General features: G+C 70.9%; 22 protein-coding genes. 15 read left to right on the forward strand and 7 right to left on the reverse strand.

Annotated features, from left to right (window positions below; translation table 11 throughout):
* Nucleotides 1-382: 382 nt before the first annotated feature.
* The 8 genes from AW271_RS38935 to AW271_RS25310 all read left to right on the forward strand — a co-directional run bounded on the left by AW271_RS38935 (nt 383) and on the right by AW271_RS25310 (nt 6,088).
* Nucleotides 383-577, forward strand: coding sequence for a helix-turn-helix transcriptional regulator (locus tag AW271_RS38935; protein ID WP_083977186.1), 195 nt, complete (start codon nt 383-385; stop codon nt 575-577).
* Nucleotides 578-593: 16 nt separating this feature from the next.
* Nucleotides 594-2,060 carry a tyrosine-type recombinase/integrase gene (locus tag AW271_RS25280; protein ID WP_062340076.1) on the forward strand — a complete coding sequence of 489 codons (1,467 nt, stop codon included), beginning with the start codon at nt 594-596 and terminating at the stop codon, nt 2,058-2,060.
* A gap of 71 nt (nt 2,061-2,131) precedes the next feature.
* Nucleotides 2,132-2,509 carry a DUF6703 family protein gene (locus tag AW271_RS25285; RefSeq protein WP_062340077.1) on the forward strand — a complete coding sequence of 126 codons (378 nt, stop codon included), beginning with the start codon at nt 2,132-2,134 and terminating at the stop codon, nt 2,507-2,509.
* A gap of 204 nt (nt 2,510-2,713) precedes the next feature.
* Entirely contained in the window at nt 2,714-3,535 is an 822-nt protein-coding gene (locus AW271_RS25290; protein WP_245653190.1) for a metal ABC transporter substrate-binding protein, read from the forward strand.
* A gap of 14 nt (nt 3,536-3,549) precedes the next feature.
* Nucleotides 3,550-4,332 carry a metal ABC transporter ATP-binding protein gene (locus AW271_RS25295; protein ID WP_062340079.1) on the forward strand — a complete coding sequence of 261 codons (783 nt, stop codon included), beginning with the start codon at nt 3,550-3,552 and terminating at the stop codon, nt 4,330-4,332.
* Nucleotides 4,329-5,159: a metal ABC transporter permease gene (locus AW271_RS25300; protein WP_061294557.1), complete on the forward strand. Its 831-nt coding sequence runs from the start codon at nt 4,329-4,331 to the stop codon at nt 5,157-5,159. Before AW271_RS25295 ends, AW271_RS25300 begins: the two co-directional genes overlap by 4 nt.
* Nucleotides 5,156-5,533 carry a Fur family transcriptional regulator gene (locus AW271_RS25305; protein ID WP_062340080.1) on the forward strand — a complete coding sequence of 126 codons (378 nt, stop codon included), beginning with the start codon at nt 5,156-5,158 and terminating at the stop codon, nt 5,531-5,533. The genes AW271_RS25300 and AW271_RS25305 overlap by 4 nt, the downstream gene beginning before the upstream one ends.
* Before the next feature lie 48 nt (nt 5,534-5,581).
* Nucleotides 5,582-6,088 (forward strand): CGNR zinc finger domain-containing protein, encoded by a 507-nt coding sequence (locus AW271_RS25310; RefSeq protein WP_245653191.1) that lies wholly within the window; start codon nt 5,582-5,584, stop codon nt 6,086-6,088.
* Here AW271_RS25310 and AW271_RS25315 read toward each other — a convergent pair.
* From AW271_RS25315 to recO, 3 genes are read right to left on the reverse strand one after another with little or no spacing between them, the layout of a single operon-like run.
* The gene (locus tag AW271_RS25315; RefSeq protein ID WP_062340082.1) at nt 6,085-6,855 is read right to left on the reverse strand and encodes an isoprenyl transferase; all 771 of its coding nucleotides are present in this window, start codon (nt 6,853-6,855) and stop codon (nt 6,085-6,087) included. The genes AW271_RS25310 and AW271_RS25315 overlap by 4 nt on opposite strands.
* 42 nt (nt 6,856-6,897) lie before the next feature.
* Complete coding sequence (locus AW271_RS25320) at nt 6,898-8,475, reverse strand: hypothetical protein (RefSeq protein ID WP_062340083.1); 1,578 nt, start codon at nt 8,473-8,475, stop codon at nt 6,898-6,900.
* A 19-nt stretch (nt 8,476-8,494) separates the two neighbouring features.
* A complete protein-coding gene (gene recO, locus AW271_RS25325) occupies nt 8,495-9,235 on the reverse strand; it encodes a DNA repair protein RecO (RefSeq protein WP_062340084.1) in 741 nt (246 codons plus the stop codon).
* A 169-nt stretch (nt 9,236-9,404) separates the two neighbouring features.
* Between recO and AW271_RS42935 the strand changes: the two genes are divergently transcribed.
* Together AW271_RS42935 and AW271_RS42940 are read left to right on the forward strand one after the other, a co-directional pair.
* Nucleotides 9,405-10,940 (forward strand): CDP-alcohol phosphatidyltransferase family protein, encoded by a 1,536-nt coding sequence (locus AW271_RS42935; protein ID WP_062340085.1) that lies wholly within the window; start codon nt 9,405-9,407, stop codon nt 10,938-10,940.
* Complete coding sequence (locus tag AW271_RS42940) at nt 10,937-11,653, forward strand: DUF5941 domain-containing protein (protein ID WP_062340086.1); 717 nt, start codon at nt 10,937-10,939, stop codon at nt 11,651-11,653. The genes AW271_RS42935 and AW271_RS42940 overlap by 4 nt, the downstream gene beginning before the upstream one ends.
* Here AW271_RS42940 and AW271_RS25340 read toward each other — a convergent pair.
* Both AW271_RS25340 and AW271_RS25345 read right to left on the reverse strand, forming a co-directional pair.
* Nucleotides 11,650-12,306 carry a hemerythrin domain-containing protein gene (locus AW271_RS25340; RefSeq protein ID WP_062340087.1) on the reverse strand — a complete coding sequence of 219 codons (657 nt, stop codon included), beginning with the start codon at nt 12,304-12,306 and terminating at the stop codon, nt 11,650-11,652. The genes AW271_RS42940 and AW271_RS25340 overlap by 4 nt on opposite strands.
* 38 nt (nt 12,307-12,344) lie before the next feature.
* Nucleotides 12,345-13,004, reverse strand: a complete 660-nt coding sequence (locus AW271_RS25345; protein WP_062340088.1) for a hemerythrin domain-containing protein — start codon at nt 13,002-13,004, stop codon at nt 12,345-12,347.
* A 93-nt stretch (nt 13,005-13,097) separates the two neighbouring features.
* Between AW271_RS25345 and AW271_RS25350 the strand changes: the two genes are divergently transcribed.
* The 4 genes from AW271_RS25350 (at nt 13,098) to AW271_RS25365 (ending at nt 19,973) form a co-directional block, all read left to right on the forward strand.
* Nucleotides 13,098-16,466 (forward strand): ATP-binding protein, encoded by a 3,369-nt coding sequence (locus tag AW271_RS25350; RefSeq protein ID WP_062340089.1) that lies wholly within the window; start codon nt 13,098-13,100, stop codon nt 16,464-16,466.
* An 88-nt stretch (nt 16,467-16,554) separates the two neighbouring features.
* Entirely contained in the window at nt 16,555-18,657 is a 2,103-nt protein-coding gene (locus tag AW271_RS25355) for an MMPL family transporter (protein WP_062340090.1), read from the forward strand.
* Nucleotides 18,658-18,794: 137 nt separating this feature from the next.
* Nucleotides 18,795-19,685, forward strand: coding sequence for a Sco1979 family transcriptional regulator (locus tag AW271_RS25360; RefSeq protein WP_245653192.1), 891 nt, complete (start codon nt 18,795-18,797; stop codon nt 19,683-19,685).
* A 60-nt stretch (nt 19,686-19,745) separates the two neighbouring features.
* Nucleotides 19,746-19,973, forward strand: a complete 228-nt coding sequence (locus tag AW271_RS25365) for a DUF397 domain-containing protein (protein WP_062340091.1) — start codon at nt 19,746-19,748, stop codon at nt 19,971-19,973.
* On the opposite strand, the gene AW271_RS25370 is transcribed toward AW271_RS25365, so the two are convergent.
* Nucleotides 19,970-20,689 carry an ABC transporter permease gene (locus AW271_RS25370; protein WP_062340092.1) on the reverse strand — a complete coding sequence of 240 codons (720 nt, stop codon included), beginning with the start codon at nt 20,687-20,689 and terminating at the stop codon, nt 19,970-19,972. The genes AW271_RS25365 and AW271_RS25370 overlap by 4 nt on opposite strands.
* A gap of 136 nt (nt 20,690-20,825) precedes the next feature.
* Complete coding sequence (locus AW271_RS25375; protein WP_083977191.1) at nt 20,826-21,554, reverse strand: ABC transporter ATP-binding protein; 729 nt, start codon at nt 21,552-21,554, stop codon at nt 20,826-20,828.
* A gap of 55 nt (nt 21,555-21,609) precedes the next feature.
* Here AW271_RS25375 and AW271_RS25380 point away from each other — a divergent pair, with 55 nt between their 5' ends.
* Nucleotides 21,610-22,254, forward strand: coding sequence for a TetR/AcrR family transcriptional regulator (locus AW271_RS25380; protein ID WP_062340094.1), 645 nt, complete (start codon nt 21,610-21,612; stop codon nt 22,252-22,254).
* Nucleotides 22,255-22,413: the final 159 nt, after the last annotated feature.

Here is a 22,413-nt window from a genome sequence, read left to right on the forward strand (position 1 = left end):
GCGCGGGTGCGCTCGGATCGGTGCGCGGGCTCGACGGCGGCAGGGGCGGGTGGGCGGGCGCGGCGACGGCGAACAGGGTTCCGCCACTCTTGTTGATCTTGCTGGGGGACGTGCGGTCTCGTCGGCGGGGACGTGGCCGGCGACTGGCGTCGGCGAGAAGGACGCAGATGCCCGAAATGCATTACAGAAAGTATTCAGCCAAATCCCGTTCGTAATTCTCTACAAAAAGGCCATGGAATGGCCCAGGCTTCTTCAGAGGCTCGACACGTGGCCTGTCAGGGAAATGCGTGATGCGTGTTCGGTAAGCGGCTCTTCCTGTTTATGTTCGGTCGATTTCAGGCCGTCTCCCACGTCCCCCTCTCTACGTATAGAGGGGGTGTGAATGGCCAACGATCATGCCGGTGATGACTTTCTAACCGTAGCCGACTGCCGCCGCATCCTGCGGGTTCCTCGAAGCACCTTCTACCGGTGGCTAGCTGCTGGAAAGGGTCCGAAATCGTATCGCCTCCCCAATGGAGAAAGGCGTATAAATCGCCACGACTGGGTAAAATGGCTAGAGGGACAAAAACTCGACTAGGCGGAGGTGCCTGCAAATGGAAACGTCACTCGACATTCAGTTCTGGGCCATTCGTAAGCGTGAGGGACGCAAAAAGCCGTACGAACTACGCTGGCGGGTCGGCAAGCAAGAACACTCCCGGTCATTCCTCACGAAGGTTCTGGCGCAGACCCATCAGGCCAAGCTCATCGCTGCGGCCGGCGTCGTCGGTGAGGAGTGGGACGTCGGCACGGGCGAACCGGTCTCGTGGGGGCGTAAGCAAGCGACCTGGTTCGACCACGCGACGGCGCTGGCGGCTCGCGAGTGGGACGGCGCTGCGGGCAACACGCGCAGGAACATCGCCATCTCACTCGCCCCGATCACGCTCCTCATGACCGACCCTTCGGCCAAGGCGCGGCGGACCAGACCCTCAGACAAGGCGCTGCGCGTGGCCTTGCAGGATTGGGCCTTCCGGCCCGCTGAGCGGGACGCTGACAGACCCGCTGAGATCACTGAGGCTCTGACCTGGCTGGCCGCGAACAGTCGGCCTGTCGCCCTCCTGGCGGACAATGAGCACCTGCGGGCGCTGCTGGCCGCGCTGGCACGCAAGAACAACGGCGGAACCTTCGCCGCCGGAACCCTCCGCATGCGGCGGGGCATCCTGCACCGGGCCCTGGACTTCGCCGTGGAACGCAAGCTCATCAGCGTCAACCCGCTGCTCGGCATCCGGACCCGCCGGAGCTTCTCCGACGACAGCGTCTCGCCGGTCATGGTCCCCACGCTGGAACAGGCTCGGCGTCTGCTGCGTGCCGTGCATGACCTGCCCTCGACCACAGCGGGACAGCGGGGACGGCGCCTGTACGCCTTCTTCGCCGTGATGTTCTTCGCCGGGCTGCGTCCGGCTGAGGGGCTGAACCTCCGCGTGACCAACTGCGAGCTCCCCCAGACCGGATGGGGCCGGCTCACCCTGACGGGGTCGTCTCCTCAGGTGGGAACGCTCTGGACCGACGACGGGGCATTACACGAAGAACGGAGCCTCAAGCATCGGTCGGCGAAAGCCGTACGCATCGTTCCCATACCGCCGGAGCTCGTGACGATCCTCCGGGGGCACCTGGAGGAGTTCCCCCCTGCTCCTGACGGCAGGCTGTTCCATGACGGGCCTGGGCACGGGCGCGTCACGTTCTCCATGTACTCCAAGACCTGGATCCGTGCTCGCAAGGCCGCTCTGACGGCTCCTGAGTTCGCCTCCAAGCTCGCACAGCGCCCCTATGACCTGCGGCACGCCTACGCGAGTACGCTGCTCCAGGCGCACGTACCGGTGGCTGAGATCGCCCGGAGGCTCGGGCACTCCATCCGGGTGCTGCTGTCCACCTACGCTCACTGGGTCGACCACAGCGAAGATGCCGTGAATGCCCAGATCGAAGCGGCCCTGTCCGGGGAAACGATCACCAGCAAGGCTGTGATCAGCGAAAACGCGATCGACGGGCCAGCCACGGGCCAAGCGTCCGAACGACAGGCCGCGTAGCAGAATAACCGCAGGTCAGACCCCCTAACCAGGGCTACCGTCAATTCACCACCTGCGAGTAACCTCGACGGGTGGCCAACCGTCGACCCCGCCATCCGCTCGCCCAGCCGCAGAGGAAGAAGAAGGCCCCGCGGCCGCTGCCGCCCGGCGAGCAGTTCTTCACGCCCGGCGCGACCGGGCTGCGCAAGACCGTCGAGACCCGCAGCGCGCCGCTGCTGGTCTTCCTCTACCAGATGCCGAAGTGGCTGCTGCCCGTGGTGCTGGTGGCCTTCTTCATCGGCGGCTTCGCCCTGCCCGACTGGCGCGGCGGCCTGTGCATGTTGCCGGTGATCGCCTTCACGGGCTGGCTCGCCTACCTGTCGTGGCCCTCGCTACGGGTGGGCGCGCGGGTGCTGCGGCTGGCCCTGCTCGCGTTCCTGCTGGCAGTGGCCGCGACACAAACCTTCTAGGCGGATTCTGAGCGCGTGTCACGGTCGGCCTCCGGCCGCCCGCGACACGTTTCGGTGGCCTCTGAACCGTTTTGACAATCATTTTCATTTTCTGGCACACTCGGTCGGGTGATGCCCGGAAATGTTGTGCGTTTCATCGCCGGATCCACCCTTGTCCTCACCGCCGCCTGTGGAGGCACCACGGCGGCCGAAACGGGCAAACCGGTGGTCGACGCTGCTTTCTTCCCCCTCCAGTGGCTCGCCGAGAAGGTCGGCGGCGCCGACGTCACGGTCGAGGGCCTGACCAAGCCCGGGGTCGAACCCCATGACCTCGAACTGACCCCCCAGCAGGTGGCCGGGGTCGCGAAAGCCTCTCTGGTCGTGTACGTCAAGGGCGTGCAGCCCGCCGTCGACGAGGCGGTGGCCCAGCACGCCGCCGACCGCGGGTTCGACGCGGCGACCGCGGTCCCGAAGATCGACGCGCCCCACGACGAGCATGCCGGGGAAGAGGAGGAGCACGGCCACGAGGAGCTCGTCTACGACCCGCACATCTGGCTCGACCCCTCTCGGATGGCCACCCTCGCGACCGCGCTGGGAGGACGTCTCGCCGAGGTCGACCCGGCGCATGAGGCGGCGTACAAGGAACGGGCCAAGAAGACCGCCGCCGAACTGGGCGACCTCGACTTCAAGATGGCCACCGGCCTGATGCGCTGCGCGAACCGGACCATCGTCACCGCGCACACCGCATTCGGGTATCTCGCGAACCGGTACAAGCTCGACCAGGTCGGCATCGGCGGCATCGACCCCGACGCCGAACCGTCTCCTGCCCGTTTGGCCGAGGCCGCCCGGATCGCGAAGGAGGAGAAGGTGACTACCATTTTCACCGAGGAGCTCGTCAGCCCGAAGGTCGCCGAGGTCCTCGCGAGCGAGGTCGGGGCCAAGACGGCGGTTCTCAATCCGCTGGAGAGCCCTCCCCAGGGTGGTGACTACATCTCCGGCATGACCGCCAACCTCACCGCACTTCGCACCGCACTCGGCTGCCAGTGACCGGAAGGCGACCCATGAGCACGGCTTTCGACATGACCGCGGGTCAGGTGACGATCGACGGCAGGAAGATCCTGCGCGGCATCGACCTGACCGTCGACGACGGCGAGGTCGTGGCCGTGCTCGGCGCCAACGGTTCGGGCAAGTCGACGCTGGTCCGCTCCCTGCTCGGGGTCCAGCCGCTCTCCGGCGGCAGCACGCTCCTGTACGGCCGCCCGCCCGCCCGGTTTCGGGAATGGTGGCGCATCGGCTACGTGCCCCAGCGGTTGTCGGTCGGCGGCGGGGTGCCGGCGACGGTCCGCGAGGTGGTCGCCTCGGGCCGGATCGCCCGGCAGCGGCGCGGCCGGTTCACCAGCTCGGCCGACCGGCAGGCGGTCGTGGCGGCCCTGAACGAGGTCGGCCTGTCCGACCGGGCGGGCGACCCCGTGTCGTCGCTCTCGGGCGGCCAGCAGCAGCGGGTGCTGATCGCCCGCGCGCTGGCCGGGGAGCCCGACGCGTTCGTGCTCGACGAGCCGACGGCCGGGGTCGACGCCGGCAGCCAGAAGATGCTCGCCGAGACCCTGTCGGGCCTGGTCGGCCGGGGCAAGACGGTGGTCCTGGTGGCCCACGAGCTCGGCCCGCTTGAGCCGTTGATCAGCAGGGCGGTCGTGCTCAACCAGGGCTGCAAGGTCCACGACGGCGCCCCGCCAACGGCGGTCGGCGCCCACGCGCTCCCGGGCCACGACCACGTCCATCCCCACGAGCCCGAGCCGGCGGAGAGCGGCCTGCCCAGCTGGGTTCTCGCCCAGGAGAAGGCATGACCATCTTCGACCTCGACTTCATGCGCTACGCCCTCGTGGCCGCCGTCATGGTGGGGCTGACCGCCCCCGCCGTCGGCACGTTCATCGTGCAGCGGCGGCTGGCGCTGCTCGGCGACGGCATCGGCCACGTGGCGCTGACCGGCGTGGCCCTCGGCTTCCTCACCGGCACGGCCCCGGTCGCGACCGCCGTCGTGGTGGCCGCGCTGGGGGCGGTGGCGATCGAGATGGTCCGGGCCCGGGGCAAGACCAGCGGCGACGTCGCGCTGGCCCTGCTGTTCTACGGCGGCCTGGCCGGCGGCGTCATGATCATCTACCTGACGCCGGGCGAGAGCACCGCGTCGCTCAACTCCTACCTGTTCGGCGCGATCACCAGCGTCGACGCCACCGACCTGTGGGTCATCGCGGGCCTCGCGGTGGCCGTCCTGGCGTTGCTGGCGGTCTTCGGGCGGGAGTTGTTCGTGCTCTGCCAGGACGAGGAGGTGGCCCGGGCCAGCGGCCTGCCGGTCAGGTTCCTCGGCCTGCTCATCGCGGTGATCGCGTCGGTGACGGTGGTCGTCGCCATGCGGGCCGTCGGCCTGCTGCTCGTCAGCGCGCTTATGGTTGTGCCGGTGGCCACCTCACAGCAGCTCACCCGGAGCTTCCGGACCACCATGGCGCTGTCGATGGTCTTCGGTGTGCTCGCCACCGTGGGCGGTCTGACGTCGTCGTTCTACCTCGACGTCCCTTCGGGGGCGACGATCGTGCTGCTCGCCCTCGCCGGGTTCGCGGTCGCGCTCGGGATCGGTAGATTCGTGAGGCGGAGCCGTACAGGGGAGTCGACAGCATGAGCAGAAGCCGCGACGCGGTGCACGAGATCCTTCGCCAGAGCGCCGCGTTCCGCAGCGCGCAGGACATCTTCACCGAGATGCGCGCCGACGGCTCGAAGATCGGCCTGACCACCATCTACCGCGCCCTCCAGGCGCTCAACGACGACGGCCGGGTCGACGTCCTCCGCACCGACGACGGCGAGGCCGTCTACCGGGCCTGCGCCACCTCCGCCCACCACCACCACCTGGTCTGCCGCGGCTGCGGCCTGACGGTCGAGGTCGACGGCCCCGACGTCGAGGTGTGGGCCGAACGGGTCGGCGCCGAACACGGCTTCACCGCCATCACCCACACCGTCGAGGTGTTCGGCACCTGCGCGGCGTGCGCGAAGGGTTAGAGTTCCTGGACACGCGACACAGGAGCTGCGATGCCGTTCAGTCACGACATGGTGCACTCTCTGGCCACTGTGGTCGATCTGGTCAACTCCCCGCCCGGTGACCTCGAAGAACTGGAAGCGCTGGTGCTCCGGCGCCAGGTGAGCGGCGTCGAGTTCGTCAACGCCACCGACCTGGCCGAGGTCCAGGCGCTGTCGGCCGCCTTCCACGAGGTCTTCACCGCCCCCGACGAAGACGCGGCGGTCACCCGCCTGAACACCCTCCTCGGCCGCACCCGCATCACCCCGAGCCTGACGCGGCACGACGGCTTCGCCCTCCACGTCCACTACTTCGCGCCGGGCGCGTCGCTGGCCGAACACCTGGCCGCCGACTGCGGCGTGGCCCTCGCCCACGTGCTGGTCGAGGGCGAACAGGAACGCCTGCGCACCTGCTCGGCCCCCGACTGCGCGAACGTGTTCGTCGACGAGTCGCGCAACCGCTCACGGGTCTACTGCGACTCCCGCACCTGCGGCAACCGCATGCACGTGGCGGCCTACCGGGCCCGGCGGCGCGCCTAGACCGGGTTGGGAATCGCCCCGCCGTAACGGCGGTCGCGGCTGGCGAAGATCTCGCACGCCTGCCACAGGTCACGCCGGTCGAAGTCGGGCCACAGACGGTTCAGGAAGACCATCTCGGCGTACGCCGACTGCCAGAGCAGGAAGTTGCTGGTGCGCTGCTCCCCCGACGACCGGATGAACAGGTCGACGTCGGGGATCTCGGGCTGGTGGAGGTAACGGGCGAAGGTCTTCTCGTTGACCTTCCCCGGCTTGATCCGGCCGGCCTCGATGTCGGCCGCCAGCTTGAGCGCGGCGTCGACGATCTCGGCCCGCCCGCCGTAGTTGACGCAGAACTGCAGCGTCAGCGTGGAGTTCCCCCGCGTCATGACCTCGGCGTCGGACAGCTCCTGGATGACCGACTTCCACAACCGCCCCGGCCGCCCCGACCACCGCACCCGGACGCCCATGGCGTTGAGCTCGTCGCGACGCCGGCGGATGACGTCGCGGTTGAACCCCATCAGGAACCGGACCTCGTCGGGCGACCGCTTCCAGTTCTCGGTCGAGAAGGCGTAGGCGGACAGGTAGGGGACGCCCATCTCGATGGCGCCCTCGATGACGTCGAACAGCGACGCCTCCCCCATCTCGTGACCCTTGGTGCGCGGCAGCCCGCGCTGCTTGGCCCAGCGGCCGTTGCCGTCCATGACGATCGCGACGTGACGGGGGACCAGGTCCGCGGGCAGGGCGGGCGGGGTGGCCCCGGAAGGGTGGGGCGACGGGGGACGAACCATGGTCCCTGAGCGTATTCGGTCCCGGACGGTCCTCGTTCCGCCTCAGTTCCGGTTGAACAGCCGCATCAGGCCCGCGATCAGCGCGGTGCCGAGCCCCCAGCCGAACAGGACGAGCGCCCACGCGAACCAGCGGGTGCCGCCGACGGGCTGCCAGAAGGGCTCCTGCTTCAGGTCGGCGATGGGCAGGAGCAGGTCGAGGGTATAGATCACCGGCTCGAAGTGGCGGAGCGTCTTCGGGTCGACCGCGGTGGGCGGCCAGACGGAGAAGATCACCGCACCCGTCGCCAGCAGCGCGGCCAGCCAGATTCCCGCCAGCCAGGTCCGGTAGCCGAACCCGACGTTCACCTCGGAGAACCAGCTGACCGCCTTGCCGCCGACGGTCAGCGTCCTCCGGCGGCGGCGGTGGCGTTCGAGCGCGACCCTGCGGGCGGCGGCCTCGTCGCCCCGGGCCCGGTACATGGCGCTCAGCTGTTCGTAGGGCTGCGGGGAAAAGCCGCCCTCGTCGCGGTCGAGCCATTTCAGCCGGTCTGGCACACCGGCCTTGCCGTCGTCCTTGATCGCGCCGTAGACGCAGCCCTCCAGGCGCACGTGCCGGGGCCAGGTGTCGCGGTGGTCTTCGATGACGCCGAACGTCGCGCCTTCGAGATTCAGGGAATCGGGCGGTTCGGCGAATGCGAACCTGACGGTTCTCGCCTCGGCGAACGACACGTCGACGCGGGCGTCGGCCGCGAAGGCCGTCTTGTCAAGGTCGATGTTTCCGCCGACGTGCGATCCCCGCAGGTTGAAGTCGCCGTTCAGTCCGGCGCCGGGGAAATGTACGTTGCGCCCGATCACGGCGCGGGTGAGATTGACACATGTACCGGTCGTCCCGGCGATCCGGCTGTGCTGGGCCCCGATTCCTCCGGCGATTTCCGCGGCGCGCAGATAGACCCGGCCCGCCGCACGGAACCCCCGGTCGATGAACACGCTCTCGCCGACCTTCAGCCGTTCGGCCTGGATCGCCGACACCTCTTCCGGCCGGATATCCGATCCCTGCGCGGTGAACAATCCGCCGACGTGTGCACTGATCAAGCGGAGCTGGCCGCAAATGAGCGAATCGCGGACAAAAAGGCCGCCTTCGATCCGCGCCCGGCTGAGATGGACCGCCGTCTTCTCTCCTGGGTGCAAATGGACTTTGGACAATCGCAGGTCTCCGCCGATCCGGGCGCCCCGTAGGTCGATCGCGCCCATCACCACCGAGCCGTCGGTGAGCTCGAATTCTCCCTGGGTGCGCAGGTCAGAGGCGTGCAGGAAAGCGAGTCTGCAGTCGTGAAGGCGGATGGTGACGGCGGTGGCATCGGCCATGTTCACCCCGGATTCGAAATCGCATCCGGTCATCGAGACGGGGGCGGCGATCGTTCCGGCTTCGAGCATGAGTTCTTCGGCGACCCGGGCTCCGGTGAGGCGTAACGCGGGTCGCGCGCCGCGCGGAAGGTCGCACGCGCCGAAAAGCACCGCGGCGATGACCTCGGCGCGCACCCGGCGATCGGGAGACCGGGTGAGATCGACCGGCTTCCCGACGGGAAAGGCCGCGACGACCTTTTCCTCGGCGGAATTCAGATCGGCCGGAAGACGGTCCACCGCCCGAAATGTAGCGAACTCAGGACGGCGCGAGGCCCCGTTCGACGTGTTTGAGGGACCGGATCCCGTGTTCCAGGTGCCACTGCAGGTACGCCGCCACCAGGCCGCTGCACTCCACCCGGTTCCTCGCCTCCGACGCGTCGGCAGTCTCCCAGTCGCCCCGCAGCAGGGCGATCATCAACGCGATCGTCTCCGCCGCCGGGACGGCCGCGCCCGACGGCCGGCAGTTGCCGCACACCACTCCGCCGGCCACGATCGCGAAGGCCCGCACCGCCTCCGCGCCGCACCGGGCGCATTCGGAAAGCGCGGGGGCATACCCCGCCACGGCCAGGGAGCGCAGGAAGAAGGCGTCCAGGACCAGGCGGGGTTCGTGGGAGCCGTCGACCAGGGTGCGCAGGCCGCCGACCAGCAGGAGGAACTGGCGGAGGGCCGGCTCCTTCTCGCCCAGGGTCAGTCTGTCGGCGGTCTCCAGCATGGCCGTGCCGGCCGTGTAGCGGGGGTAGTCGGAGACCAGGGGCTCGCCGTAGGGGCGGATGGTCTCGCACTGGGTGACCATGTCGAGGGTGCGGCCGGTGTGGAACTGGACGTCGACGTGGGTGAAGGGTTCGAGGCGGGCGCCGAAGCGGGATTTGGTCTTGCGGACGCCCTTGGCGACCGCTCTGACCTTGCCGGTGCGTCTGGTCAGGATCGTGATGATGCGGTCGGCCTCGCCCAGTTTGTGGGTGCGCAGGACGACGCCCTCGTCACGGTAGAGACTCACGGCGTCAGCCTACTCGGGGTCACGTTTGGTGAAATTTCGGTAAGTAACCTCGTGGCGCTGTCTATACGTCCGGTAAACCTGAGGTGCGACGGGTTAACCGAAAGGTCACTAAGCTTTGGCCTCTGCGTGGGTTTCCTCCGCCCGCCGCATGAACCAGAGAAAGGGTGCCATGACCCGCGTGGTGCTGCTGGGCTCCGAAAACGGAGCGCCCCCGCTGCCGCTCGCCGGCCTGCCGGGCTCCCCCATGGCCTTCCAGCGGCTGATCGACCAGGCCCTGCCTTACGACCCCGAGCCGGTCGTGATCATCAGGCCAGGTCAAGCCGCATTTTACCCGGGCGCCCGGACGGTGGAAAGCGCCGACCGGGCCGGGGATCTGCGGGCGATCGCCGAAGTGGCCGCGGGGCTGGACGAGGACCTGCTGGTCCTCCCGGCCGATTCGCTGATCCACGACGAGCTGATCTACCAGCTCGTGAAGTCCAAGCGGGGCGCCGTCGCGCTGGTCGTCCGCGAAGAGCGCGACCCCGACGCCCCCGAGCCGCCGCCCATCGAGGAGGCGGTGCCCGAGATCGGGATGAACGTCCTGGAAGGGCGTCCCCAGCGGGCCCGCATCAGCAAGAGCCGGGTGATCTCGCAGGGCAGCGCCTACCACCAGGTGACCCGGCCCAACGCGGCGCTGCTCGGGCCGCTGCACCTCAAGGCGAGCCAGGTGGCCAACCTGGCCGAGGCGGCCGGCGACCTGGCCGAGTTCGCCTCGCTCACCGGGCCCGAGGACGGGGTGACCGAGCTGCTGGTGCTGGGGCTGGTCCGCCGCGGCGTCTCGGTCGGCATCCGGGGACGTCGTGACCTGTTCTTCCGGCAGGTGAACGCCGGGAACGCGCACGAGGCCGTGCAGGAGTTCCTGACCTACGACGAGGACCGGGCGCGGCTCGACAACGCCGTGAAGGGCGCCGACGGGTTCTTCACGACCTACTTCGTCAGCACCTACTCGCGCTTCATCGCGCGGTGGGCGGCGCGGCGGGGGCTGACCCCCAACCAGGTCACGCTGATCTCGATCGCGCTGGGGCTGCTGGCCGCGGGCGCGTTCGCGACCGGCGGGCGGCCCGGCTACGTCGCCGGCGGCGTGCTGATCTACTTCGCGTTCGTGTTCGACTGCGTCGACGGGCAGGTCGCCCGGTACGCCCGCAAGTTCGGGGTGCTCGGGGCCTGGCTCGACGCGACGTTCGACCGGTTCAAGGAGTACGCCGTCTTCGTCGGCCTCGCCGTGGGCGCCACGGTCTCGGGGCAGTTCGGCGACGGCGAGGAGATCTGGACGCTGGCCCTGGTCGCGCTGGCGCTCCAGTCGGTCAAGCACCTGCTCGACTTCTCCTTCGGCGCGGCCAACCGCCGCAAGCCGCCGAACCCGCTGCCCACGCTCGACCTGGCCGTGGCCGACGACCGGCCGCTGCGCGACGCCCTCGAGGTGCGCAAGGCGAGCAGCGGCGGCGCGGTGAAGAACCTGCTGCGGTTGTGGACGAAGGCCGGGAAGTTCCGGACCGTCCACTGGGCCCGCAAGATGATCGTCTTCCCGATCGGCGAGCGGTTCGCCGCGATCGCCATCGTCACCGCGTTCTTCGACCCCAGGGTCACGTTCCTGGTGCTGATCACCTGGGGCGGCATCGCGGCCACGTACACCCTGACCGGACGTCTCCTGAGGTCGATGGCATGATCACGCACCCCCAGCCCGAGCCCGAGGTCCTCGACCCCCACCTGGAGCGGCAGCGGGTGCAGACCGCGCGCCTGGTGGCCTACCGCGACGACGGCCCGCTGGTCACGCTGCTGAAGCCCCGGCTGGGCCGCGGGCTGCCGCCGGTGCCGATGGCGCTGGCGGCGCTGCTGGCGATCGTCGCGCTGGCGGTGACCGGGTCGCTGACCGAGGGCCCGATGTTGCTGGTTCCCGCGATCGTGCTGACCGTGCTGGTGCTGCCGACGGCCTCCCACGACCACCTGGGGCGGTTCGACTGGCTGACGCCGCCGCTGCTGCGGGCGGCCGAGTTCCTGACGATCATCCTGGTCGGGCTGGCCGCCGACACCCCCAAGTGGCTGCTGTTCGTGCTGCTCTACATCGTCGGCTACCACACCTATGACACCGTCTACCGGACCCGGCAGAGCATCTGGCCCCCGGCGTGGATCTTCCAGGCGGGCCTGGGCTGGGAGGTGCGGCTGCTGCTGCTCGGCGTGGGCGCGGCCACCGGCACGCTGACGTGGGTGGCGGGCGCGCTGACCCTCTACCTGGTGGTGCTGTTCTCGGTCGAGAGCGTCAACAGCTGGGTGCGGCTCGACAAGCAGTCGGCCCTCGCGGCGGCCGACGCCGAGCAGGACCTCGAGGCCAGCCCCGAAGACGCGGTCGAGGCCGCGACGGGCGAGGCGGAGCCCACCTAACCGCGCACCAGCGCCCTGCGCTTGGCGTAGAAGCGCCTCCCCGCCAGGTTCCAGACGATCTTGGCGGGGACGGGCAGGTTGCCCATGAAGTGGGCGCGTTCCTCGGGGGTGGCGTCCTCCAGGATCGCGCCCAGCACGATGAGCTGCTGCTTCAGCGAGCCGCCCGACGCCTCCTTGACGCCGCGCTCCCCCATCTCGTTCCACTCGGCCACCGTGATGTGCTCGGTCACCAGCGGCAGGATGTGGGTCTCCTCCTCGCGCAGGTGCTCGTCGAGGGCCTGGTGGTGGTCGGTGAGCAGGTCGGCCAGGCGGTCGCGGACGACCGGGTCGGCGGTGCGCTCGAACTCGGGCAGCAGGTCGCCGATGCGGCGGATGGTGTCGGCGATGTACTCGTGCTGGTGCTCCATCCGGTTGACCAGGTCGGCCTCCAGGGTGACCCGGGCGAGCAGCTTCGGCCAGAGGAGGTCGTCCTCGCCGGTGTGGTGGGTGTGCAGGCCGTCGGCGTAGCCGCGGTAGTGCTCGGCCATGAGGGCGGCGCGGGCGACGTCGCCGGGTCTGACCCGGCGGAACAGTTCGGGCATCATCTTCGACTCGCGCCGGAAGACCCGGTGGATCATGACCATCTCTTGGACGTAAGGGCGTTCGTTCGTCATGCGCTCCAGGGTGGGACGGGGTACTTGGAGATGATTGGTCAGCCTCTTGAAGGGCCGCGTACGGTCGCCACGCGCCGCGTGTAGCGGCGGCGGCCCACCAGGAACCAGGCCAGCCGCGCGGGCAGCGGCAGGTTGCCGAGCAGGTGGGCGCGTTCGGCCGGGGTGGCCTCCTCCAGCATCGCGCCGAGGAACAGCAGCAGCTTGTCCTTCGGGGTCTCGGTGGCGAACCGGGCCCCGGCGGCGGCGTACTCGGCGACCGTGAGGTGCTCCTCGATCAGGGTCAGGACGTGTTTCTCCTCGTCGTCGAGGTGGTCGAGGAGGGCGGCCCGGTGGTCGGCGTACAGGCCGGCGAGGTGGTCGCGCAGGGCGGGGTCGGCGGTGCGCTCCCAGTCGGGCAGCGCAGCGGCGATGCGGTCGAGGCCGGCCTGCACACGTTCGTGCTGGTGTTCCATGCGGATCACCAGGTCGGCCTCCAGGTCGACCCGGGCCAGCAGTTTGGGCCAGATGAGGTCGTCCTCGCCGGTGTGGTGGTGGTGCAGGCCCAGCGCGTAGTCGCGGTGGTGGGCGGCCAGGATCCCGGCGCGGGCGACGTCGCCCGCGGCGACGGTGGGCACGAGCTCCGCGAGCACCCGCGACTCGCGCCGGAACACCCGGTGGACCACGAGCATGTCGTGGGTGTCGGGCCGATCGGCAGACATGATCGTCTTACCTTTCTGTCGAGGTCAGGCATTGAATGTCCGCCATGTGGCTTGAAGGTCTCTTGGGATGTTCTGGGGGTATAACCTGGCCGCGTGACCGTTCGCGTACGGGTGCTTGGTCCCCTCCAAGCGGACGTCGACGGGCGTTCCGTGCTCCTCGGCGGGCCGAGGCAGCGCGCCGTGCTCGCCCTGCTGGTCGCCTCGCGCGGTGACGTCGTCTCGGTCGACCGCATGATCGAGGACCTGTGGCGCGGGGAGCCCCCGGCCAAGGCGATCGCGTCGCTCCAGTCGTACGTGGCCAACCTGCGCCGCCTCCTCGAACCCGGCCGCCCGCCGCGCGCCCCCGCATCAGTCCTGGTGAGCGCCGCCCCCGGGTACGCCGTCCGCCTCGACGCCGACGCCGTCGACGCCTGGCGTTTCGAACGTTCCGCCGCCGAGGCCCGCGACCTGAGCGCCCGCGACCCCGCCGCCGCGCGCACGCTGCTCAGCGACGCCCTGGGCATCTGGCAGGGCGCGGCGTTCGCCGAGTTCGCCGACGAGGAGTGGGCCGTCGCCGAGGCCGCCCGGCTGACCGAGGTGCGCCTGGTCGCCCAGGAGCTGCTGGTCGAGACCACCCTGCGGTCGGCGCCGCCGGCCGACGCCGTCCCGGCCGCCGAGATGCTGACGCGGCGCGAACCGCTGCGCGAGGAGGGCTGGCGGCTGCTGGCGCTGGCCCTGTGGGGCAGCGGGCGGCAGGCCGACGCCCTCGCGGCACTGCGCCGGGCCCGCACCACCCTCGCCGACGAACTGGGGCTCGACCCCGGCCCGGCGCTGGCCGACCTCGAGGAGGCCGTGCTGGCGCAGCGGCTCGACCTGCTGCACGCCGCCACCCGGGCCCCCGGACCGGCCGAGGGCACGCCGGTCACCATCGCCGCACCCCGCGCGGCCGAGATCTGGACCGATCCCGCCGGGCCGCTGTTCGTCGGCCGCGACCTCGAACTGGCCGAGATCGCCGGCGTCGCCGCCCGCGCCGCCGCCGGTGACGCGGGCGTGGTGCTGATCAGCGGCGAGCCGGGCGCCGGCAAGTCGACCCTGATGGCCCGCATCGCCGACGACCTCGACCCGGCGACCTGGCTGGTCGCGACCGGGCGCTGCCCCGAGACCGAGGGCGCGCCGCCCGCCTGGGCGTGGATCGAGGCACTGTCGCCGCTGACCCGGGTCGCCCCGCTGAACGAGCACGCCGGGGCGCTGGCCCCGCTGCTCGGCGACGCGCGCCCGCCCTCCGACGACGGCGCGGCCGGCCGGTTCCGCATGCACCGCGCCGCCTGCGCCTGGTTGCGCTCGCTCACCACGACGTCGGGCCGGGCGCTGGCGATCGTGCTCGACGACCTGCACCGGGCCGACGCCGAGACCCTCGGCCTGCTGGTCGCGGTGGCCGGGGAGCTGACAGCCGCGAAGGTGCTGCTGGTGGCCGCCTACCGGCCCTCCGACGTGACCGACGCCCAGGAGGACGCGCTGGCCGCGCTGGCCGGGCGCTCCCCCACCCGCCTCCACCTCGACGGACTGTCCGAGGGCGACGTCGAGCGGCTGGTGACCTCGGTCTGCGGGCGCGAGGTCGAGGCCGGCACCGTCGCCTGGATCGCCGAGCGCACCGGCGGCAACCCCTTCTACGTACGGGAGAGCGCCCGCCTGCTGGCCTCCGAGGGCAGCCTGGCGGGGGTGGCCCGCAGCGTGCCAGAAGGGGTGCGCGACGTGCTGCGCCGGCGGCTGGCCCGGCTGCCCGCGCCCGCCGTCACCGTGCTCCGGCTGGCCGCCGCCGTCGGCCGGGAGGCCGAGGTCGAGGTGCTGGTCGGAGCCGCCGACGCCGACGAGGACGGCGTGCTCGACGCCCTGGAGGCGGGCGTGCTGACCGGCCTGCTCACCGAGCCGTCGCCGGGCCGGGTGCGGTTCACCCACGCGCTGGTCCGCGACACCCTCTACCACGACCTCTCGCAGGTGCGGCTCACCCGCATGCACGCCCGCGTCGCCGACGCCCTGGCCGCGCTGCACCCCGACGACCACACCGCGCTGGCCCACCACTACGCCCGCGCGGGCACCTCGGCGACCGCCGAGCGGGCCGTCGCCCACTCGGTCAAGGCCGCCGAACTGGCCACCCGCCGCTACGCCTACGACACCGCCACCGAACTCTACGAACAGGCGCTCGACGCGTTCGAACGGCTGCCCGCCCAGGCCATGGCCGACCGCGAGGCGGCCAAGGTCGGGCTGCTGGCCGCGCTGGTCCGCGCCCAGGTGCAGGACGGCGCGGTGGCGTACGCCCGGCAGACCAGGCAGAAGGCGGTGGAGATCGCCCAGGCGGCGGGCCGCGACGACCTGCTGATCGCCGCGTTCTCGTGCTGGACCGAGGCCACGCCGTGGCTGATCCGCCCCTACTCCTACGTCGACGAGCGCACCGTCGGCCTGATCACCCGGCTGCTGCGGCGCGGCGACCTCGACCCGGTCGTCCGGTGCCGCCTGCTGGAGATGATCGTCTCCGAACTGGAGAACGAGGGCGACCCGCGCAGCGCCACGGCCGCCGCCGAGCTGGAGGAGCTGGCCGCCACGCTCGGCGACCCGGCGATGACGGCGCTGGCCCTCACGGTCCGGATCAAGGAGACCCCGTTCGAGCTGAACCCCCGGCAGGTGCTCGACCTGGCCCTGCGGCTGATCGACCTGGCCGAACGCCACGACCACCTGCTGGCCTACCGCTGGTACGGCATGTTCGTCGCCGCCCGCGCCTGCTGGATGCTCGGTGATCTGCCCGGCATGCACCGGCACCTGAAGGCGGCCAACGGGGTGTCGACGGCGTACCAGATGATCGAGGCGCGTGAGGTGGTCAACGTCGCCTACGCCACGCTTCGCCACGTGGCCGGCGACCTCGACGGCGCGCAGGCGGCCTACGCCGCCTCCTTCGGCCTGCTCCAGCGCAAGGGCTCGCTCAACGCCGCGGGGGCCCACGCGCTGGCGGTCTTCTCGATCCGGCTCACCCAGGACCGGCACGGCGAGTACGCCGACATCGCCTGGGCGCTGAAGGAGGAGCACGGCGCGATCGTCAACGACCTGCTGGCGGTGGCGCTCGGCCGCGAGGGCCGCCTGCGGGAGGCCGCCGAGATCCGCACCGAGTCGCCGCCGATCCGCAAGGACTTCTACTACTCCGTCTACCTGGCGCTGCGCGCCATGGCGGCGGCCCAGGTGGGGTCGCCGGAGGAGGCCAGGGAGATCCGCGAGCAGCTGCTGCCGCTGCGCGACGGCATCCCGGGCGCGGCCTCGTTGTCGATCGCGATGCGGCCGGTCGCCCACCTGCTGGGCGACCTCGCGGTCCGCCTGGGCGACCTCGACGAGGCGGCGGCGCACTACCGGCACGCGATCGAGGTGGCCCGGCGCCGGGGCGCTCCCCTGTGGGCCGCCGACGCCGAGAAGGCCCTGGCCGCGCTCGCGGAGGCGTGACCTTCCGGTCTCCAAGCGGGCCCCAAGAGGCGACCAAGCGGCCGGGCCGACCGTGGGGGTGTCACCCGACCACGAGAGGACACCCCCGATGTCACGCTTGCTCGGCCGCCTTGGTGGCGCGGCCGCCGCACATCCGTGGCGCACGCTCGCCGTCTGGCTGGTCGCGCTCGTCGCGGCGACCGGCCTGTCGATGGCCGCGGGCGGCACCACCCACGACGACTACGACGTGCCCGGCATCCCGTCCCAGGACGGGAAGGCGTTCCTGGCGGAGCACTTCCCGGCGATGGCCGGGGCCGGGTCGCGGGTCGTCGTCCACGGCGACGAACCGGTGCCGGCCGGCCTGCTGGCCACGCTGACCGACCGGCTCGCCGCGATGCCCGACGTCTCCCGCGTCGCCCCGCCGCGTCTGTCGCCCGACGGCGACACGGCCCTGGTCGAGATCGGCTACACGATCCCCGTGACCGACTTCCAGGGCTCCGAGGCGCTGGACGCCCTCACCGCCGCCACCGCCCCCGCCGCGGAGGCCGGGTTCACGGTCGCGTTCGGCGGCGAGGTGCCCGAGAACGTGTCGGCGCCGAGCGGCACCGCCGAGGTGGTCGGCGTCGTCGCCGCCCTGGTGATCCTGGTCGCCGGGCTCGGCTCGCTGGTCGCGGCCGGGCTGCCGATCCTCGTCGCGCTGATGGGCCTGGGCGTCGGCACCGCGCTGGTCACCCTGCTGGCCGCGCTGACCGAGATCTCCACCATCGCCCCGACGATCGCCACCATGGTCGGCCTCGGGGTCGGCATCGACTACGCGTTGTTCCTGGTCAGCCGGCACGTCGAGGCGCTGCGGGCCGGGCTGCCGCCCAAGGAGGCGGCGGCCCACGCGACCGCGACCGCCGGGACGTCGGTGCTGATGGCGGGCCTGACCGTGCTGGTGTCGCTGTTCGGGCTGAACCTGTCGACGCTGCCGGTCTACGCGTCGTTCGCGTACGCCACCTTCGCCACCGTCGGGGCCGTCATGGTCGCCTCGGTCACGCTGGTGCCGGCGATGCTCGGCCTGGCGGGCCGCCGGGTGCTGCCCAGGAAGGAGCGGCTCGGCCTGGTGACGCCCGTGGTCCGGGCCCCGCGCACGGCCCGGTGGGCCGCGTGGGTGGGCGAGCGCCCGGTCAGGTCGGCGCTCGTCGCGGTCGTGGTGCTGCTGGCGCTGGCCGCGCCGGTGCTGGGCATGCGCACCTGGCCGCAGGACGCCGGCACCCAGCCCGAGAGCAAGACCACCCGGGTCGCCTACGACCTCGTCGCCGCCGAGTTCGGCCCCGGCGCGAACGGCCCGATCGTGCTGGCCATGGACGCCTCGCTCGCCCCCGCCGTGACCGCCGAGCTGGCGGGACTCCAGAACGTCGAGGCGGTGGCGCCCCCGATCACGCAGGGCACGGCCGCCGTGATCACCGTCGAGCCCGCGACCGGGCCGCAGGACGAACGCACCACCGAACTGGTCCGGCAGCTGCGCGCGACCCTGCCCGACGGGGTCATGGTCACCGGCGTGGTGGCGGTGTTCGGCGACATCTCCGACCGGCTGGCCGAGCGGCTCTGGGTGGTGGTCGCGTTCGTGGTGGTGTTGTCGCTGCTGCTGCTGACCGTGTTGTTCCGGGCGCCGGTCGTGGCCCTGAAGGCGGCGGTGATGAACCTGCTGTCGGTCGCGGCGGCGTACGGGGTGATCACGGCGGTGTTCCAGACCGACGCCGGGGCCGCCCTGGTGGGGCTGCCGCACGGCGGCGCGGTGTCGAGCTGGGTGCCGATCCTGATGTTCACCGTGCTGTTCGGGTTGTCGATGGACTACGAGGTGTTCCTGCTGTCCCGGATCAGGGAGGACTACCTCGCCACCGGCGACGCCCGGGGGAGTGTGATCCGCGGGCTCGCCTCGACCGGCCGGGTGATCTCCAGCGCCGCCGCGATCATGGTGGCGGTGTTCGTCGGCTTCGCGCTCGACCCCGACGTGACCGTCAAGACGACCGGGGTGGGCATGGCGGCGGCCGTGCTGATCGACGCGACACTCGTGCGGCTGGTGCTGGTGCCGGCCACGATGGCGCTGCTCGGGCGGGCCAACTGGTGGTTGCCGCGCTGGCTCGACCGGCTGCTGCCGGAGGTGCGCCACCACGACGGGGCCCCCATTGTCAGCCGGTCTAACGAATCAGTACTAATCAACAAATAATCGCATATGCACGTGCAGGTGGCGGCTCTTGGCATTTTCCCATGAATGCTGCACTGTTTGCCAAGGGCCGCTGATGCGACAATGATGCACTGGTTAAGGAAATGCCCGACCTGTGACGTACCCGTGTGGAGACTGTCGTGACCGCTGAACCGGCCCACCCCGGCGTGCTCTCGTACTCCCGTGGTGGCCCCACGGTGCTGCGCATCCTCCTCGGCGCCCAGCTCCGGCGGCTCCGCCGGGCCAAGGGCATCTCCCCCGAGGACGCCGGTCACGTCATCCGGGCCTCCCACGCGAAGATCAGCCGTCTGGAGCTCGGCCGGGTCAGCTTCAAGGAACGCGACGTCGCCGACCTGCTCACCCTCTACGGCGTGACCAACGCCGCCGACCGCGACGCGATGATCACCCTGGCCCGGCAGGCCAACTCGCCCGGCTGGTGGCACAAGTACAGCGACCTGCTCCCCTCGTGGTTCGAGATGTACGTCGGCCTGGAGGAGGCCGCCTCGGTGATCCGGGCCTACGAGGTCCAGTTCGTCCACGGGCTCCTGCAGACCCCCGACTACGCCCGCGCCGTCATCCTGCTCGCCAACGCCGGCGCCCCCGAGCAGGAGATCGAGCGCCGCGTCGCCCTCCGGATGACCCGCCAGGCCCGCCTGGAGGGCCCCGACGCGGTCAAGCTCTGGACGGTCATCGACGAGGCCGCCCTGCGCCGCCCCCTCGGCGGCCGCGACGTGATGCGCGCCCAGATCGACCACCTGCTGGAGATGAGCGAGCACCCGAACATCACACTCCAGATCGTGCCGTTCGAGCGCGGCGGCCACGCGGCGGCCGGCGGCCCCTTCACGATCCTGCGCTTCGACGAGCGCGAACTGCCCGACGTGGTCTACCTCGAACAGCTCACCAGCGCCCTCTACCTGGAGAAACTGGACGAGGTGGACCGTTACATGCAGGTCATGAACAGCCTGTGCGTGGAGGCCCACCAGGCCCGGCAGACACACGATCTCCTGACGGAGATTCGCACCTCTCTGTAATCTCCGATGCACGTGCAGATGACCTACTAGGGTGGCCCTCTCAACCAATGAGAGGGCGCGATGGGATACGTTCCGAATTCCGGTCAGCTGCGGCACGTCGTCTGGAAGAAGAGCAGTCACAGCAACCCGAACGGCAGCTGCGTGGAGTTCGCCCGCCTCCCCGACGGCACCACGGCCCTGCGCAACTCGCGCGACCCCGAGGGCCCGGCGCTGGTCTTCGGCGCCGAGGCGCTGACCGCGATGCTCACCGAGATCAAGTCGGGCCGCTTCGACCACCTGCTCGGTTAGGCGTTCTCCCGGCCGAACACGTGCGTCGCCAGGGGGAGCGCGACGGCGAGGAACAACACCACCCCGATCACCGCAGGCCCGAGCCCGTCGGCCGACCCGGCGAACAGTGCCCGCAGGGCGTCGACGACGTGCCGGAACGGGGTGGCCTGGGAGGCGACGTCGAGCCAGGCGGGGGCGCCCTCCATGGGGAGCAGCGCCCCCGACAGCAGCAGGAGCGGCACCACGGCCGTGCCGGCGACCGGCGGGAACAACTCGTCGCCGAGCGTGAGGGCCGCCACGTACGACAACGCCGCGAGCCCCAGCGCCATGACGATCACCAGCGCCAGCCCGGCGACCATGCCCGGGACCGACGCGCGCAGCCCGAAGGCGACGGCGAGCACGAGCAGGGCCGTCGCCTGCACCAGCAGCAGCACGGCGTCCTTCATGACCCGCCCGACCAGCAGCGCGAACCTGCTCGCGGGGGTGACCCGCAGCCGTTCGAGCACCCCGAAGCGGTGGTCGAACACGATGTTGAACCCGGTGAGCCCGCACGTGAGCAGCGCGAGTTGCATCAGCAGGCCGGGCACCAGGACGTCCCAGGAGCCGACGCCCGATCCGGTGAAGACCGGCCCGAAGAAGACGAGATAGAGCCCGGGCTGGACCACGCCGAAAACGATCACGAAACGGTTACGGAACGTTTCGCGCAGATAATGCGCCGCCACAACAAACGCAGTCATCCGATGACCTCCTTCTTGTCACGCCGAATGCCGGGACGTTTCCCGACGAAGATCGTTTGGGTTGTGCGGAACCATCCGATGAAGGCATCCGGAAAAATCCGGAGACATACTTCCGCACAAACACGGGGCTCATTTCTCAGGCCGCCGCGCCCTCGAGCGGACGGCCCGTGACCGTCAGGAAGACCTCGTCGAGGGTGGCCGCCGCGTGGTCGCGTTTCAGGTCGGCCGGCGAGCCGGCGGCCACGATCCGGCCGTCGTCGATGATCAGCACGCGGTCGCACAGGGCGTCGGCCTCGTCGAGGTAGTGGGTGCTGAGGAAGATCGTCGTCTGCAGGCCCCGGATGTAGGTCCAGAGCTCGGCCCGCGCCCGGGGGTCGAGCCCGTTGGTGGGCTCGTCGAGGAACAGCACCCGGGGGGTGTGGATCAACCCGAGCGCCAGGTCGGCCCGGCGGGCCTGGCCGCCCGAGAGCGAGGCCGGGGTGCGCTGCTCGAAGCCGCCCAGGTCGAGCCGTTCGAGCACCTCCCCCGTCCGCCGCCGCGCCTCGCGGGCCGAGTGGCCGTGGAGCCGGGCCTGCAGCCGCAGTTCGTCGCCGATCCGGGAGACCGGCGTGAACATGCCGCCCTGGGCGACGTAGCCGATGGAGCGGCGCACCCCCGACGGGTCGGCGACGAGGTCGTGGCCCGCCACGGTCGCGGTCCCGGAGGTCGGCCTGAGGAGGGTGGTCAGCATGCGCAGCGTGGTGGTCTTGCCCGCCCCGTTCGGGCCGAGGAACCCGCAGATCTCTCCTTCGTGGACGTCGAGGTCGACGGCGCGCACGGCGGGCACGCCCTGGAAGGTCCTGGTCAGCGCTCTCGCGGTAATCACTTCGGTAGAGTAACCACAAAATTGGTGTCACTACAAGTTTGGTAGGATCCCAACCATGGAGACCCTGCGCGAGCGCAAGAAGCGGGAGACGCGGCTCAAGATCTCGGACATCGCGATGAGCCTGTTCCTGCACCACGGCTTCGACAACGTGACCGTCGCCGAGGTCGCCAGGGTCGCCGACGTCTCGGTGAACACGGTCTTCAACTACTTCCGGACCAAGGAGGACCTCTGCCTCGACCGCCTCGACGAGGCCGAGCAGCTCCTCGCCGTCGTGGTCCGCGACCGGCGGCCGGGCGAGTCGGCCGTCGACGCCCTCCGCCGCGACTTCCTCGACGCCGTCGACACCCGCGACTGGCGGTACGGCACGTCCGAGGGCAGCGAACTCGTGGCCAAGATGATCAACGACGCGCCGTCGCTGGTCGCCCGCACCCGGGAACTGCACGAGCGGCGGGAGCAGGTCCTCGCCGAGGCCCTCGCCGACGAGGCGGGCGCCGAACCCGGCGACATCACGCCCCAGATCATCGCCGCGGGCGTCTGCGCCGTGGTCCGCATCACGGCCTCGTCCTACTTCGCCCGCCGCTCCGCGGGCGAGACCCCGGAGACGATCCTCCCCGACCTCAGGCGAGAGGCGGTCAGAGCCTTCGACCTCCTCGAACGCGCCGCCCCGGGCTTCGCCCGAGCCCGCCCCGTGGAAGCCTGAGCCCGCCCCCCGACCGAAGGCTGAGGCTCGTCGGGATCCGCCTCGAACGAACCGCTGGGCGAAGTCGAAAGCGCCGGACGGCTCCTCGTGACGGCGCGGTCCGGGAGCGACCGGTCGCCGCCGGGCGGCCGGCCCGCCGGAGGCGGCGGGCGGGGCCGC

The sequence above is a fragment of the Herbidospora sakaeratensis genome (genome assembly GCF_001570525.1).
GTDB classification, from domain to species: Bacteria; Actinomycetota; Actinomycetes; order Streptosporangiales; family Streptosporangiaceae; genus Herbidospora; species Herbidospora sakaeratensis.

What these genes read in the sequence shown, in the direction of transcription:
- AW271_RS25370 (WP_062340092.1), bottom strand. Translation starts at nt 20,689, where the DNA reads ATGACTGCGTTTGTTGTGGCGGCGCATTATCTGCGCGAAACGTTCCGT.
- AW271_RS25315 (WP_062340082.1), bottom strand. Translation starts at nt 6,855, where the DNA reads ATGGTTCGTCCCCCGTCGCCCCACCCTTCCGGGGCCACCCCGCCCGCC.
- AW271_RS42935 (WP_062340085.1), top strand. Translation starts at nt 9,405, where the DNA reads ATGACCCGCGTGGTGCTGCTGGGCTCCGAAAACGGAGCGCCCCCGCTG.
- AW271_RS25340 (WP_062340087.1), bottom strand. Translation starts at nt 12,306, where the DNA reads ATGACGAACGAACGCCCTTACGTCCAAGAGATGGTCATGATCCACCGG.
- AW271_RS25305 (WP_062340080.1), top strand. Translation starts at nt 5,156, where the DNA reads ATGAGCAGAAGCCGCGACGCGGTGCACGAGATCCTTCGCCAGAGCGCC.
- AW271_RS25380 (WP_062340094.1), top strand. Translation starts at nt 21,610, where the DNA reads ATGGAGACCCTGCGCGAGCGCAAGAAGCGGGAGACGCGGCTCAAGATC.
- AW271_RS42940 (WP_062340086.1), top strand. Translation starts at nt 10,937, where the DNA reads ATGATCACGCACCCCCAGCCCGAGCCCGAGGTCCTCGACCCCCACCTG.
- AW271_RS38935 (WP_083977186.1), top strand. Translation starts at nt 383, where the DNA reads ATGGCCAACGATCATGCCGGTGATGACTTTCTAACCGTAGCCGACTGC.
- AW271_RS25300 (WP_061294557.1), top strand. Translation starts at nt 4,329, where the DNA reads ATGACCATCTTCGACCTCGACTTCATGCGCTACGCCCTCGTGGCCGCC.
- AW271_RS25295 (WP_062340079.1), top strand. Translation starts at nt 3,550, where the DNA reads ATGAGCACGGCTTTCGACATGACCGCGGGTCAGGTGACGATCGACGGC.
- AW271_RS25345 (WP_062340088.1), bottom strand. Translation starts at nt 13,004, where the DNA reads ATGTCTGCCGATCGGCCCGACACCCACGACATGCTCGTGGTCCACCGG.
- AW271_RS25280 (WP_062340076.1), top strand. Translation starts at nt 594, where the DNA reads ATGGAAACGTCACTCGACATTCAGTTCTGGGCCATTCGTAAGCGTGAG.
- AW271_RS25355 (WP_062340090.1), top strand. Translation starts at nt 16,555, where the DNA reads ATGTCACGCTTGCTCGGCCGCCTTGGTGGCGCGGCCGCCGCACATCCG.
- AW271_RS25310 (WP_245653191.1), top strand. Translation starts at nt 5,582, where the DNA reads ATGGTGCACTCTCTGGCCACTGTGGTCGATCTGGTCAACTCCCCGCCC.
- AW271_RS25365 (WP_062340091.1), top strand. Translation starts at nt 19,746, where the DNA reads ATGGGATACGTTCCGAATTCCGGTCAGCTGCGGCACGTCGTCTGGAAG.